The organism is Streptococcus mitis (genome assembly GCF_946190275.1).
GTDB lineage: Bacteria > Bacillota > Bacilli > Lactobacillales > Streptococcaceae > Streptococcus > Streptococcus mitis_DC.
Window position 1 is genome coordinate 24,826 of the sequence record NZ_CAMHZQ010000006.1, and the last position, 14,008, is coordinate 38,833.

At 38.4% G+C, this 14,008-nt stretch carries 14 protein-coding genes; 13 read left to right on the forward strand and 1 reads right to left on the reverse strand.

The genetic code is table 11. From position 1 onward, the window contains the following. Positions 1-121: 121 nt before the first annotated feature. The 8 genes from slmA to N8M20_RS04775 all read left to right on the forward strand — a co-directional run bounded on the left by slmA (position 122) and on the right by N8M20_RS04775 (position 6,224). A complete protein-coding gene (gene slmA / locus N8M20_RS04740) occupies positions 122-262 on the forward strand; it encodes a salivaricin M family lantibiotic (protein WP_314726176.1) in 141 nt (46 codons plus the stop codon). 29 nt (positions 263-291) lie between these two features. Then, positions 292-399: a QVPTGV class sortase B protein-sorting domain-containing protein gene (locus tag N8M20_RS04745; protein WP_020901952.1), complete on the forward strand. Its 108-nt coding sequence runs from the start codon at positions 292-294 to the stop codon at positions 397-399. Positions 400-529: 130 nt separating this feature from the next. Further along, on the forward strand, positions 530-1,264 hold the full coding sequence (locus N8M20_RS04750) for an ABC transporter ATP-binding protein (protein ID WP_261079314.1): 735 nt from the start codon (positions 530-532) through the stop codon (positions 1,262-1,264). Between the two features lie 12 nt (positions 1,265-1,276). Further along, the gene (locus N8M20_RS04755; protein WP_261079266.1) at positions 1,277-3,292 is read left to right on the forward strand and encodes an FtsX-like permease family protein; all 2,016 of its coding nucleotides are present in this window, start codon (positions 1,277-1,279) and stop codon (positions 3,290-3,292) included. A gap of 926 nt (positions 3,293-4,218) precedes the next feature. Beyond that, the gene (locus N8M20_RS04760; RefSeq protein WP_261079267.1) at positions 4,219-4,947 is read left to right on the forward strand and encodes a sensor histidine kinase; all 729 of its coding nucleotides are present in this window, start codon (positions 4,219-4,221) and stop codon (positions 4,945-4,947) included. Continuing rightward, on the forward strand, positions 4,928-5,524 hold the full coding sequence (locus N8M20_RS04765) for a response regulator transcription factor (protein WP_261079268.1): 597 nt from the start codon (positions 4,928-4,930) through the stop codon (positions 5,522-5,524). The genes N8M20_RS04760 and N8M20_RS04765 overlap by 20 nt, the downstream gene beginning before the upstream one ends. A 47-nt stretch (positions 5,525-5,571) precedes the next feature. Continuing rightward, positions 5,572-5,841, forward strand: a complete 270-nt coding sequence (locus tag N8M20_RS04770) for a YqgQ family protein (protein WP_000051787.1) — start codon at positions 5,572-5,574, stop codon at positions 5,839-5,841. After that, a complete protein-coding gene (locus tag N8M20_RS04775) occupies positions 5,841-6,224 on the forward strand; it encodes a rhodanese-like domain-containing protein (protein ID WP_261079269.1) in 384 nt (127 codons plus the stop codon). Before N8M20_RS04770 ends, N8M20_RS04775 begins: the two co-directional genes overlap by 1 nt. A gap of 33 nt (positions 6,225-6,257) precedes the next feature. Here the strand turns inward: N8M20_RS04775 and N8M20_RS04780 are convergent, their stop codons facing one another. Then, positions 6,258-6,983 carry a 16S rRNA pseudouridine(516) synthase gene (locus N8M20_RS04780; protein ID WP_001235027.1) on the reverse strand — a complete coding sequence of 242 codons (726 nt, stop codon included), beginning with the start codon at positions 6,981-6,983 and terminating at the stop codon, positions 6,258-6,260. A 161-nt stretch (positions 6,984-7,144) separates the two neighbouring features. Between N8M20_RS04780 and typA the strand changes: the two genes are divergently transcribed. From typA to murD, 5 genes are all read left to right on the forward strand, one after another. Next, positions 7,145-8,986 carry a translational GTPase TypA gene (gene typA, locus N8M20_RS04785; RefSeq protein WP_000164111.1) on the forward strand — a complete coding sequence of 614 codons (1,842 nt, stop codon included), beginning with the start codon at positions 7,145-7,147 and terminating at the stop codon, positions 8,984-8,986. A gap of 19 nt (positions 8,987-9,005) precedes the next feature. Continuing rightward, positions 9,006-9,260, forward strand: a complete 255-nt coding sequence (locus tag N8M20_RS04790) for a DUF3165 family protein (protein WP_261079270.1) — start codon at positions 9,006-9,008, stop codon at positions 9,258-9,260. A 520-nt stretch (positions 9,261-9,780) separates the two neighbouring features. Next, positions 9,781-11,802: a bacteriocin-associated integral membrane family protein gene (locus tag N8M20_RS04795; protein ID WP_261079271.1), complete on the forward strand. Its 2,022-nt coding sequence runs from the start codon at positions 9,781-9,783 to the stop codon at positions 11,800-11,802. A gap of 1 nt (position 11,803) precedes the next feature. Then, the gene (locus N8M20_RS04800) at positions 11,804-12,469 is read left to right on the forward strand and encodes an ABC transporter ATP-binding protein (RefSeq protein WP_261079272.1); all 666 of its coding nucleotides are present in this window, start codon (positions 11,804-11,806) and stop codon (positions 12,467-12,469) included. 185 nt (positions 12,470-12,654) lie between these two features. After that, a complete protein-coding gene (murD, locus tag N8M20_RS04805; protein WP_261079273.1) occupies positions 12,655-14,007 on the forward strand; it encodes a UDP-N-acetylmuramoyl-L-alanine--D-glutamate ligase in 1,353 nt (450 codons plus the stop codon). Position 14,008: the final 1 nt, after the last annotated feature.

The window sequence follows — 14,008 nt, forward strand, 5'->3', positions numbered from 1 at the left end:
AAAACAACAGGAAAATTCTAGTGTTTTATTACAAAACATTGACAACATTTTGATTTGGTGTTATATTTACGGGGATAAATACAAATAAAACAAGACAACTTTGAGATTGATTCTTTGGATTATGGAAATTAATAGCCAAGAATTGGATGGTAAATCTGCTGCTGGGTGGCGTACGGCTGTTAGATTAACAGCACAGGGGCGCTGTGGTTGGTGGTTTACATATTCTTATGAATGTATTTCGCCAAACGTGCGCTGTGGATAAAACTCTCTATTTTTTGACAGGAGGATAAAATGGAAGGAATTATTGGGACACTAGATTTCTATGCACCTGTACTGGTCTTAGGAGTTGTTGTCATAGGGATTGTTTACTTTATGAAAAAAAGAAACGATCGCAAATAATCAACATCAACCGATACCTGAAAAAGGCATCGGTTTTTTATAACTTGAATATATTGCACAAAATACTCATGGCAAACCTTGAAAGAAACCGTATAATGAGAGCGTAATAAAGAAACGGAGGAATGAAATGATGAAACAGCTTATTGTGACAGGATTAACGAAAACATTTGGTCAAGGGGATAGTATCGTTCATGCTTTATCAGATGTGAACCTGTCCGTTGAAAAAGGTGAATTTCTGGCAATTATGGGAGCCAGTGGTAGTGGAAAAACAACACTTCTCAACTGTATTTCAACGATTGATAAACCAACATCAGGTGAGATTCGATTTGAAGATTTTGACATCATCCATGCCAAGGAAAATAAACTAGCTGACTATCGTGCTAAAAACATTTCCTATATTTTCCAAGCCTACAACTTGGTGGAAACCTTGACAGTTTATGAAAATATTGTTCTACCTCTTCAAATTCAGGGGAAAAATATCAAAAAACATCAGGATAAGATTGAGGAAATTTTGGATAAGTTGGCCATCCAAAACTTAAAAGATAAGTTTCCTAATCAGTTATCAGGTGGTCAGCGACAACGTGTGGCAACTGCCAGAGCCTTGATTGATGATTCTAAACTGATTATTGCAGATGAGCCGACAGGAGCCTTGGACTCTGCCAATTCTGAAAAACTGATGGCGCTTTTGCAGGAAATCAATAAAAGTTTTGGCATTACCATTTTACTGGTTACGCATGACCCTGCCGCAGCCAAGTATTCCTCACGGATGGTGCTACTCAGTGATGGAAAGATTATGGATGATTTGGAACGTAACAGCTTATCTAATGAACAGTATTTGCAAGAGATTTACAGTCGTACCAGATAGGAGGGGGAGAGTATGTATCCAAAATTGATTTTACGAAATGTATTTCGAAATTTACAGACCTATACCATCTATTTTTTTAGTCTGACCTTGATTTATAGCTTGCTCTACGCTTTTAATGCTTTACCAAGCCATCCAGTGATGCAGAGTTTATCAGGAGCAAAGGAAATGTTGACGACGGTGATGAGTCAGTACATGGGCTTGCTTTCCTATCTGATTCTATCGGCGATTGCCTTTCTCGTCGTTTATTCCACAAACTTTGTCCTGGGACGGCGTAAGAAAGAGCTGGGACTTTATGCAACGCTGGGAATGAAGAAGAAGCAGATTATCGGTACCCTGTTCTTTGAAACCATGCTGGTCAATATCTTTTCCTTGATTCTAGGTTTCTTGCTTGGATTGATTTTACTGGTCATTCTAGCTAAGATTGCATCTGAGTTTTTTATGGCCAATTACTTTGGTAGTCTGCTTTTCTTTGATAGCAAGTCTGTCATCTTACTAGTTTATTCCTATTTGGTAACCAGTCTTATTGTTGGTGTCATGGACATTCTTACCTTTAGAAAGCAAAATATCATTGCACTCATTCAAGAAAATGGGGTCAAGAAATCTGTCTTGGCAAAAGGCAAGCCAGTTCTTCAAGCACTTCTTTTTATTCTTTCGACAGCTGTTATCGGTTTTGGTGCTCTCTATTTTTCAGACTATCACCATCTATCATTCTTGAAAAGCTGGGGTATCTTGCTGGTATCTGTCTTCGCGATTTTTGTGATTTTGTTTTACAATACCTTGAGCCATTTTATCTTGGTTTCCCTTAGAAAACTGCCTCAAACCTACTATAACAAACTAAACAGTTTTAAAGTTCGTCAATTTTCAAAACAAGCTGATAGTAATTCGGTCACGTTGGCTGTCTTATCCTTGACCTTGACACTGGCTCTCAGCTTACTAGTTTTTAGTGGTAGTGCCTATACGACTATGAACCATGAGTTGAATCGTTATGCCCCTTATGATTTACAAGTCAATTTATATAGAGGTAATGAGTTTCATTATGGAAACGAGAGTGTAAAAGATAGATTACAAGCAGGCGGCTTTGATTTTGATGTCGTAAAAGAAGAATATGTTTATTCAACTTTTACGAGTGATTTGACTTATAAAGATATAATAGATACTAGTCAGTTATGGGAGCACGATAAAGGGTTGCCTGATTCAAAAGTCCATATTTTAGGGATTTCAGCTTATAATCATCTAAGAAAACTACAAGGCAAAAAAGATATTGACTTAGCTGATGATGGCTATCTAGTAAATGCCAATTACAAAGGAACCATTAAACAAATCCAAGAATTTTTACTACAAACGAAAGATTTATCGATTGGCGGTTATTCTTTAAAATTGGCATCGTCCCAACCATTAGATACTGTTTATTTTCTTTCTTCAGTAGGATTAAATGATTCGGGGACTCTTATTGTACCAGATAAAGTTATTAAAGAATTGAACGAAGATTTTACAACTTATGTGGTTAAATATAAAGAAAATATTGATAAAAGAAAAATTGAAACATTTTTGAAAGAGTGGGTTGATAAGCATTACTTTACGGTGGATGGTGCAGAAGTAAATGACTTCACTTATCAAAGTAAGGTGAGATTATCTGAGATTTATCTTGGATTTATGGGCGTCATTGTCTTTGTCATGATTTTTGTTAGTGTTATTTTTATCATTATTTCCCTCAGTATCTTGTCCCTTCAAACTTCTACAAGTGCTTTGGATAGTGTTAATGATTATCAAATCTTATACCTTCTTGGGAACAAGAGAAAGCAAAATCGCTCTATTCTTTTGCAACAGATTCTAAGTTATTTCTTGGTTCCGCTGGTCATCGCAGGTCCTCTAGCACTTGCCTTGAGTACCGCTCTTTTGGGCTATTTTGAGAATTTCGCTAATACCAGCATTTCTATTGATATCACCTATCTGGGAGTAGCGGTTTTACTCTTTGTTCTTTACTTGCTAGTGACTTACAGAGTAAGTTGGCAAATTATTGAAAATTAAGTCAAATACCAGAGTTGCCTATCCTGCAATTCTGGTATTGTGTTATAATAATATTAAAGTAGTTCAGGAAGTAGATACATATGAAACAGTTTGTCAAATCGCTCTCGAAAAACTCACTTTTATTGTGGTGGTTGACGATTTTTAATCATCTAGCTTTAATGATTTATATTTATTATAGGATTCCTCTGGACTTTTCGACAGATTTTTCCTTGCAGATGGTTTTATTGCTGATTATTGCTTTAATTGCATTTAGTTATATTTGTAATATTGTGACCTTTCGGTATAGTGAGTTGAAACTTTGGTTGCTCCTGATGATGTTTCTCATTAGCTGGCAATCCATATTTAATCAAGGAGTTACGAACACCCTGTTGCACTTTTTTGATATTCTTCATCCGCTCAACTCTTTTTTATTGGTATATAGTTCTCTGTCTATTATCTTTCTGGGAGAGAAAATGGGAGAAGAACTGTTGAGTGTGTCCTTTGTGTTGACACTAATCACCATTAGTTCGTATCTGTTAGGTCCTTCAATTTTTCTCTTTCTGTCCTTGTTTGCGTCTTTCTTTTTAAACCTTGTTCCCTTGATTTTACTGATTTTATATCATAAAGAGTTGAAAAGTAAACTCAAGTATCAGAGACGAAATTTGTGGATATTAGCTTTAATATTGCCTCTTTCTTATTTCTTTTTGTATATCAATACGAGGGGTTTAGGAGTGATGAACTTAGTCTGGTATCTAGAAATTCTTGGTATCTTAGCTTTTTTACACTTCAAAACGATTGTCAGCTCTCTTCAAAAAAGGGTATCAGAGTTGAAATTGTCCTATATAAAAGCTTTTTCACGCTTGTTTTTACTGGTTCTGTTTTTGTTAGTAGGCATTTTCATCATCTTTCATTTAGACTTAAATATGAGCTTTTTGGTATTGAATATCATGTTACTATTGTTCGGGATTTGTTCGGAAGAATTGATTCGCCTCTTTCGTTCTGCTGAAATGTTAGATGCTAGGGATTATGTAAAAGTTCTCTTTTTAAAGCGTAATCGTATGGTGAAAAGTCTGCTGGCAAATGAAGACACAGAACAACAGTTCTCCGAATTTCTTCACAATGAAATCCTGCAAAATGTGATGGCAATAAAAAATTTCAATAAATATAGTAGCAATCAAGCTTTTGGTGAACAGATCAATCTGGTGACAGAGGAGTTGGTTCAGCGGATTCGCGAGCGGATGGATTATTATCAGCCAATGGTAGAAACAGACGAGCAGTTAGACATCCAGTATCAAGGGCTGATTAATCGGATTGTCAAGCGCTATCACGCAGAAAATGAAGTTGTCACACAGTTTCCTGTTCACTTTAGGCTTTTATCTCCTTACGATAAAATTGCCTATCGTCTAGTTGAGGAACTGACGACCAATGCCGTTAAGTACGCTAGTGGTGGAAGGATTTATTTGAAGATTGATGTGCATGATGACGCTATTTTTATCATTTCTGAAAATAACTGCCTTCAAACAGAAAAATCCTTAGGTTATGGCTTGAAAAATATGTCTAATAAAATTAGTGTTTTAGGTGGTCAGATGCAGATTTTTGAAAATAATAAGAGATTTCGTGTAGAAATTACTCTCCCGATTGATAAGGAGTTGTGTTATGAAAATTTTGTTAATTGATGATCATAAATTATTTAGCCAAAGTATCAAGATGATTTTAGAGTTATCGGAAAACATTAAAAAGGTCCAGTTAGTGGATAATTTTTCGACTATTTCGGAGATTGCTTTTAATGACTACGACATTATTTTGATTGATATCAACCTGACGAGTCTGTATCAAGATGATGGGCTGACCTTGGCACAAGAAATTATCGACAATGGTTGTTCTAGTAAGATTGTAATTTTAACGGGATACAGCAAAAAGATGTATGAACACCGAGCTAAAGCTATGGGAGCTTATGGCTTTCTAGATAAAAGTATGGACCCAGATGAGTTGGTGAAAAAACTGGAAAAGATTTATCTAGGTGGTAAGGTCTTTTCAGATGAAGTGATGGTAGAGGTGCTAACACCACGAGAAATCGAGATACTAGAACTGGTTAGAAATGGCTTGACCATTGATGATGTCTGTGACAATGTCTATGTGAGTAAACGTACAGTTTCCAATCACTTGGCCAATATCTTTTCAAAATTGGGAGTGACTAACAGGCAGGAGGCGATTCACATCGCTGAGCAGTTGGGATATTTCCCACCAGATTAAAAAGTTGCAGAAGATGCAGCTTTTTTAATTTCTGTGCTACTTCTTGTGTGAGTCTCTTCTTGAAAAAAACACAAAATTTTGCTAGAATGAGTCTTATGAAAACATTCTATGATGTGCAGCAATTCCTCAAACGATTTGGTATTATTGTTTACATGGGAAAACGCTTATATGATATTGAACTGATGAAGTTGGAACTCTCACGGATTTACGATGCAGGGTTGATGGACAAATTAGACTATCTAGAAGCAGAAGCGGTTCTTCGCAGAGAGCACAAGGTAGAATTGGATTATATTGAGAAAAATGGAGAAAAGAACTAATGGTTACTTGGATTTTGTGGGCACTTATACTAGCAATGTTGGCGTGGATGGGTTTTAACTATCTTCGTATTCGCCGTGCGGCTAAAATTGTAGACAATGAGGAGTTTGAAGCCTTGATTCGTACGGGTCAATTGATTGATTTGCGCGACCCAGCAGAATTCCACAGAAAACATATCCTTGGGGCCCGCAATATTCCTTCAAGTCAGTTGAAAACTAGTCTTGCAGCCTTTCGTAAAGATAAACCTGTCCTTCTTTACGAAAACCAACGTGCGCAACGTGTCACAAATGCAGCCCTTTACTTGAAAAAACAAGGTTTTTCTGAGATTTATATCCTTTCTTATGGATTGGATTCTTGGAAAGGGAAAGTCAAAGTTGAGAAATAAGAAAACGAGCTTGGATGTTTCCGAGCTCATTTTTTAACCACTTTTTCTGAGAAAGTCACGAATGCTTGCCAATTCTTCTGAGTTTAGGGGACGATAGTCTCCTGCTTGAAGATTCTCATCCAAGCTCCAAGGTCCAAAATGGGTGCGTTTGAGGGATGTCACCTTGACACCAACTGATAGGAACATTTTCTTGACCTGATGAAATTTTCCTTCTGAAATGGTGATGGAGGCTTGACTGAGGGAAGGACTTGCAGATAGAATCTCTAGTCTTGCAGGTTTACAGATAGTGCCATCTAAAAAGACAATTCCTTTTTGAAAGGCTTGGATATGGTCAGGTGTTAGAAGTCCATTGACCTCAACTCGATAAGTTTTATCGACATGATATTGGGGATGGAGGAGCTGAAAGCCCAAGGGACCGTTGTCGGTCAAGAGGAGGAGACCCGTCGTATCTCGGTCCAGTCGGCCGACAGCATAGAGCTTGTCAGACTGGATGTCAGGCGGAAGCAAGTCCATGACGGTTGGAAGTTCCTTGTCTTTGTTGGCTGTAACGACACCAGCAGGCTTATGAAGCATAAGATAGGTGTGCTCATAGCCTTGAATGATTTGTTCCTGAAAAAGGAGTTCCTGTAGTCCTGTATCGATATTTTGGGCTAGGGAGCGGGCTGGGCAACCATCGACGAGAATGTCCCCTTTGAGTAAGGCTTGTTTCATGGCCTTTCGGCTGACTTTTTCTTGGGCTAATAAATTATCTAAACGCATACTGTGCCTATCTTATCATAAGTCGCTTGCTTTGAAAAGGCTTGACATGAAAAGAAAAGCAGAGTGAAAACATTTACACTTGCTTGAATTATGTTATTTACTTGAAATTATGGTATAATCGTTCAGTTAGAAAATAAATTTTGAATATTATAGAGGAAATCATGACAAAATTAAGAGAAGATATCCGTAACATTGCGATTATCGCCCACGTTGACCACGGGAAGACAACCCTCGTTGACGAATTATTGAAACAATCAGAAACGCTTGATGCACGTACTGAATTGGCTGAGCGTGCTATGGACTCAAACGATATCGAAAAAGAGCGTGGAATTACCATTCTTGCTAAAAATACAGCCGTTGCCTACAACGGAACTCGTATCAACATCATGGACACACCAGGACACGCGGACTTCGGTGGAGAAGTTGAGCGTATCATGAAAATGGTTGACGGTGTTGTCTTGGTCGTAGATGCCTACGAAGGAACCATGCCACAAACTCGTTTCGTATTGAAAAAAGCCTTGGAACAAGACCTTGTCCCAATCGTTGTTGTTAACAAAATCGATAAACCATCAGCTCGTCCAGCAGAAGTAGTGGACGAAGTCTTGGAACTTTTCATCGAGCTTGGTGCAGATGACGACCAGCTTGACTTCCCAGTGGTGTATGCTTCAGCGATCAACGGAACTTCTTCATTGTCAGATGATCCAGCTGACCAAGAAGCTACTATGGCACCAATCTTTGACACGATTATCGACCATATCCCTGCTCCAGTAGATAACTCAGATGAGCCTTTGCAGTTCCAAGTGTCACTTTTGGACTACAATGACTTCGTTGGACGTATCGGTATCGGTCGTGTCTTCCGTGGTACAGTTAAGGTTGGGGACCAAGTTACCCTTTCTAAACTTGACGGCACAACTAAAAACTTCCGTGTTACAAAACTCTTTGGTTTCTTTGGCTTGGAACGTCGTGAAATCCAAGAAGCCAAAGCAGGTGACTTGATTGCCGTTTCAGGTATGGAAGATATCTTTGTCGGTGAAACCATTACTCCGACAGATGCAGTTGAAGCTCTTCCAATCCTACACATCGATGAGCCAACTCTTCAAATGACATTCTTGGTCAACAACTCACCATTTGCTGGTAAAGAAGGTAAATGGGTAACTTCTCGTAAGGTGGAAGAACGCTTGCAGGCTGAATTGCAAACAGACGTTTCCCTTCGTGTTGACCCAACTGATTCACCAGATAAATGGACTGTTTCAGGACGTGGAGAATTGCACTTGTCAATCCTTATCGAAACAATGCGTCGTGAGGGATATGAACTTCAAGTATCTCGTCCAGAGGTTATCGTAAAAGAAATCGACGGTGTTAAATGTGAGCCATTTGAACGTGTTCAAATCGACACTCCAGAAGAATACCAAGGATCTGTTATCCAAAGCCTTTCTGAACGTAAGGGTGAAATGTTGGATATGATTTCAACTGGTAATGGTCAAACTCGTTTGGTCTTCCTTGTTCCAGCGCGTGGGTTGATCGGTTACTCAACTGAGTTCTTGTCAATGACTCGTGGTTACGGTATCATGAACCATACCTTCGACCAATACTTGCCATTGATTCCAGGCGAAATTGGTGGTCGTCACCGTGGTGCCCTTGTTTCTATCGATGCTGGTAAGGCTACAACTTACTCAATCATGTCTATCGAAGAGCGTGGTACGATCTTTGTCAACCCAGGTACTGAGGTTTATGAAGGAATGATCATCGGTGAAAACTCTCGTGAAAACGACTTGACAGTTAACATCACTAAGGCTAAACAAATGACCAACGTTCGTTCAGCTACTAAGGACCAAACAGCTGTTATCAAGACACCTCGTATCTTGACACTTGAAGAGTCTCTTGAGTTCTTGAACGACGATGAGTATATGGAAGTAACTCCTGAGTCTATCCGTTTGCGTAAACAAATCCTTAACAAGGCAGAGCGTGAGAAAGCTAACAAGAAGAAAAAATCAGCTGAATAAGAGCTAGAAAGAGATAAAGATGGTTTATTTAATCATAGGACTCCTCTTATTACTACTCTATGTATTTGCGACACCAGAAAGCATTAAAGGGACAGTCAATATCGTCCTTGTCGTCTTTGCTTTTGTAGCACTTTTGATTTTGCTCATGTTGTCTGTCCTGCAAATTTTTCAGCTACCGACAGAATTCTTCATCGCAGTCGCTATGCTCCTCCTAGCATACTTTAGCTTGCGAGATATTACCCTCATGTCGGTCAGTAAAAACAAAAGAAGATAAAAAGAGAGTTTTGGCTCTCTTTTTTTGTAGAAATTTTACAATAGTTTGAATTGCCTTTTACTATAACATCATCTCTTTTGCTTGTAAAGTATAAAGGCGGAAACTGGAATAAAATCCGCTAATGTCATCTATTTTTAAGGGAACTGTCAAATTATATTACTAATAATATTTTTGTAAAATATGTTGATAGATTATATAGAAAGTGATATACTTAAGTTATAAGAAATCGCTTTCAAAATAAGAAAGGATTAAATTTATACTCAATGAAAATCAAAGAGCAAACTAGGAAACTAGCCGCAGGTTGCTCAAAGCACTGCTTTGAGGTTGTAGATAAGACTGACGAAGTCAGTTACATATATCTACGGCAAGGCGACGTTGACGCAGTTTGAAGAGATTTTTGAAGAGTATTGTTGTCTTGGTGCTCAGGGTGTGATTGATTAAACTAGGAAAATAATTCTAAGAATTTATAAACTGTAAAATTTCTTTCTATAGGGTTATTCTCTTATACAAGGAGTCTACTATGAAGAAACTATTCATATTATTATCAACTTTTTTTCTCAGCATCTTCCTTGCTTGGATTATTGTCTTACGTGCTCCACAATATTTATATGCAAGCTATGATTCCGTCTCTTTACTTCGTGTCAAAAAAGATACTCAGGAACCGACACGTGAGGTATTTGAACAGGAATTGGAGAATTTTGCAAACTCAGAACAGAGTTTAATAGCTAGAAGAATCGTAGAGCCGAGTAAGGATGGGACGACTCACTTTGCTTATGCAACTTATGGTCAGGGAACTTTACCAAAAGAATTCCAAGAAGCTAGTCAAGAAAGTCGTGAACGTAGTGATCCGCTAAATAGTTATCTCCTTTTATCAGGCTCCTTGACGAAAGAAAAGCTAGCCGATAAATTAGGAGATTTGGGTTATAAAGCAATTGCTGACCGAAAGACACCGCCCTATTCTCTTGCTTTTCGAATTTTACTAAATCCACTTATTCTAATTAGTTTAGCAATATTTGGCTTATCTTTCTTTGCTTTAGTGATTATCACTCGGATTAAGGAAATGAGAGCAGCAGGTATAAAACTCTTTTCTGGTCAGACTCTCTTATCCATCATGGGGCATTCTTTATCTACTGATATCAAGTGGCTACTTTTATCAGCCCTCCTTTCCTTCCTAGGTGGGGGAGTCGTTCTTTTTAGCCAAGGTTTGTTTTATCCTATCTTGTTAGCTACCTATGGTTTTGGGATTAGTCTCTATCTGTTGTTTTTATTGGCGATTTCAATTTTACTAATGCTCCTTTATCTAATGAGTTTGAGTTACAAAGCATTAGTTCCTGTTATTAAGGGGAGATTACCCCTTAAACGCTTGATGATTTTAACCTTATTGTGTCAGTTAGTAGCTGTTTTTACAGTGGGCTACGCTGTTAAGACAGGCTTGACGTCTTACCAACGATTGAAAGAACTTGAAATTTCAAAACAAGCATGGCAGGATAGAGCAGACTATTATCAAATTTCTTTTGGCTTAGGTGATAGAGGAAAAGATACAGAAAATCTGAATAAGTGGTATGAATTTTCCAAAGAAGCAGTTGAAAAAGAACAGGCTCTATTTGTAAAAGATAATCTCATTCATTTTGCAAATCCTCAAGGAAAAAATGAAAAAGAGGAAACACTGGATACCTATAGTCCAGATGCTAATGTTCTCTATATAAGCCCAAGTTATTTGGACAAGGAAAATGTTACTGTAAATGATGAGACTAGACAGAAACTAGCTCATCTTCAAAAAGGAGAATTTGGACTCTTATTACCAGAATCTCTTCGTTCACAGGAAGCAGAACTTAAGAAAGCTTTTGAAGAGAGTTTGAACTATTACGGACAATCAAGTGAGGATAAAAACGCTCCTTTAGAGTATGAAACGAGAGCGATTGTTAGCTATCTTCCAACAGGCGAAAAGAGATTTATTTATAATAATGGTGAAAGTCCAGTATCCATCCAGTACTTAACCGATCCGATTTTAGTTGTGTTCACTCCAACATCTACAGGTGATAGTATCATTTCCAAATCTATTTGGTCTATCAATGCTGGAAAACAACTCTTTATCAAAGGATATGAGAGTGGGCTAGAACTCTTAAAGAAAGCTGGAATTTATGAGCAAGTATCTTATCTTAAAGAAGGAAGAAGTGTTTATCTAACTCGTTATAATGAAGTTCAAACTGAAACGGCAACTTTAATCCTAGGAGCTATTGTTGGAATAGCTAGTTCCTTGTTACTCTTTTATTCTGTCAATCTTCTCTATTTCGAGCAATTCCGCCGAGATATCTTGATTAAACGAATTTCAGGCTTACGATTTTTTGAAACACATGCTCAGTATATGGTTAGCCAATTTGCCAGTTTTGTATTTGGTGCTAGTCTCTTTATTTTACGCAGTCGAGACTGGGTAATTGGCTTGCTCACTTTATTCGTCTTTCTAGCTAGTGCAGTTTTGACGCTTTACCGTCAAGCTCATAAAGAATCTCGTGTTTCTATGACAATTATGAAAGGAAAATAGGATGATTGAACTAAAGAATATATCTAAAAAATTTGGAAGCCGTCAGCTATTTTCAGATACGAATCTTCATTTTGAAGGTGGGAAAATTTATGCCTTAATCGGTACAAGTGGCTGTGGTAAGACAACACTCTTGAATATGATTGGACGATTAGAGCCATCTGACAAAGGACAAATCATCTATGATGGTACTTCTCTTAAGGACATCAAGCCTTCTGTTTTCTTTAGAGATTACTTAGGATACCTATTTCAAGATTTTGGCTTAATCGAAAGCCAAACCGTCAAAGAGAACCTCAATCTGGGTTTAGTTGGTAAAAAGTTGAAAGAAAAAGAGAAAATCTCTTTGATGAAACAAGCTCTAAACCGTGTTAACCTCTCTTATTTAGATTTAAAGCAACCTATATTTGAGTTATCAGGAGGAGAAGCACAACGTGTTGCATTAGCGAAGATAATTTTAAAGGATCCACCTTTGATTCTCGCAGATGAACCAACCGCTTCACTAGACCCCAAAAACTCTGAGGAATTACTTTCTATCCTAGAATCTTTAAAAAATCCGAATCGGACCATCATTATTGCGACCCACAATCCTCTGATTTGGGAGCAAGTGGACCAAGTCATTCGAGTTACCGATTTATCACATAGATGCTATGGTAAGATTCATACTCAATGAAAATCAAAAAGCAAACTAGGAAGCTAGCCGCAGGCTGTACTTGAGTACGGCAAGGCGAAGCTGACGTGGTTTGAATTTGATTTTCGAAGAGTATCAGTTAGAAGAAAGAGTCACAAACACACTTTGTGGCTTTTTTATTTCCATAAAAATGGTAAAATAGTAGGAGTAGAAATGGAGTTTGAGACATGAAAGTAATAGATCAATTTAAAAATAAGAAAGTCCTTGTTTTAGGTTTGGCCAAGTCTGGTGAATCTGCAGCTCGTTTGTTGGACAAGCTAGGTGCCATTGTGACGGTAAATGACGGCAAACCTTTTGAGGACAATCCAGCTGCGCAAAGTTTGCTGGAAGAAGGGATCAAGGTCATCACAGGTGGTCATCCTTTGGAACTCTTGGATGAAGAGTTTGCCCTGATGGTGAAAAATCCAGGTATCCCCTACAGCAATCCCATGATTGAAAAGGCTTTGGCTAAAGGTATCCCAGTCTTGACTGAGGTAGAATTGGCTTACTTGATTTCAGAAGCACCGATTGTTGGTATCACAGGTTCAAATGGTAAAACAACCACAACGACCATGATTGGGGAAGTTTTGACTGCTGCTGGTCAACATGGTCTCTTATCAGGAAATATCGGCTATCCTGCTAGTCAAGTGGCCCAAACTGCGACAGATAAGGACACGCTTGTCATGGAGCTTTCTTCTTTCCAACTCATGGGCGTTCAAGAATTCCATCCTGAGATTGCGGTTATTACTAACCTCATGCCAACTCATATCGACTACCATGGATCATTTGAGGAATATGTGGCAGCCAAGTGGAATATCCAGAACAAGATGACAGCAGCTGATTTCCTTGTCTTGAACTTTAACCAAGAATTGGCAAAAAAATTGGCTAGCAAAACACAAGCCACTGTTGTTCCATTTTCAACATTGGAAAAGGTTGATGGAGCTTATCTGGAAGATGGTCAACTCTACTTCCGTGGGGAAGTGGTCATGGCAGCTAGTGAAATCGGAGTTCCAGGTAGCCACAATGTAGAAAATGCTCTTGCGACTATTGCAGTAGCCAAGCTTCGTGGTGTGGACAACCAAACCATCAAGGAAACTCTTTCAGCCTTTGGTGGTGTCAAACACCGTCTCCAATTTGTGGATGAAATCAAGGGTGTCAAGTTCTATAATGATAGCAAGTCAACCAATATCTTGGCGACTCAAAAAGCCTTGTCAGGATTTGACAACAGCAAGGTCATCTTGATTGCAGGTGGTTTGGACCGTGGGAATGAGTTTGACGAATTGGTGCCAGACATCACTGGACTTAAGAAGATGATCATCCTTGGTCAATCTGCTGAGCGTGTCAAACGGGCAGCAGATAAGGCTGGTGTGTCTTATGTGGATGCGACTGATATTGCTGATGCGACCCGCAAGGCCTATGAACTTGCGACTCAAGGAGATGTAGTCCTTCTCAGTCCTGCCAATGCCAGCTGGGATATGTATGCTAACTTTGAAGTACGTGGCGACCTCTTTATCGACACAGTAGCGGAGTTAAAGGAATAAT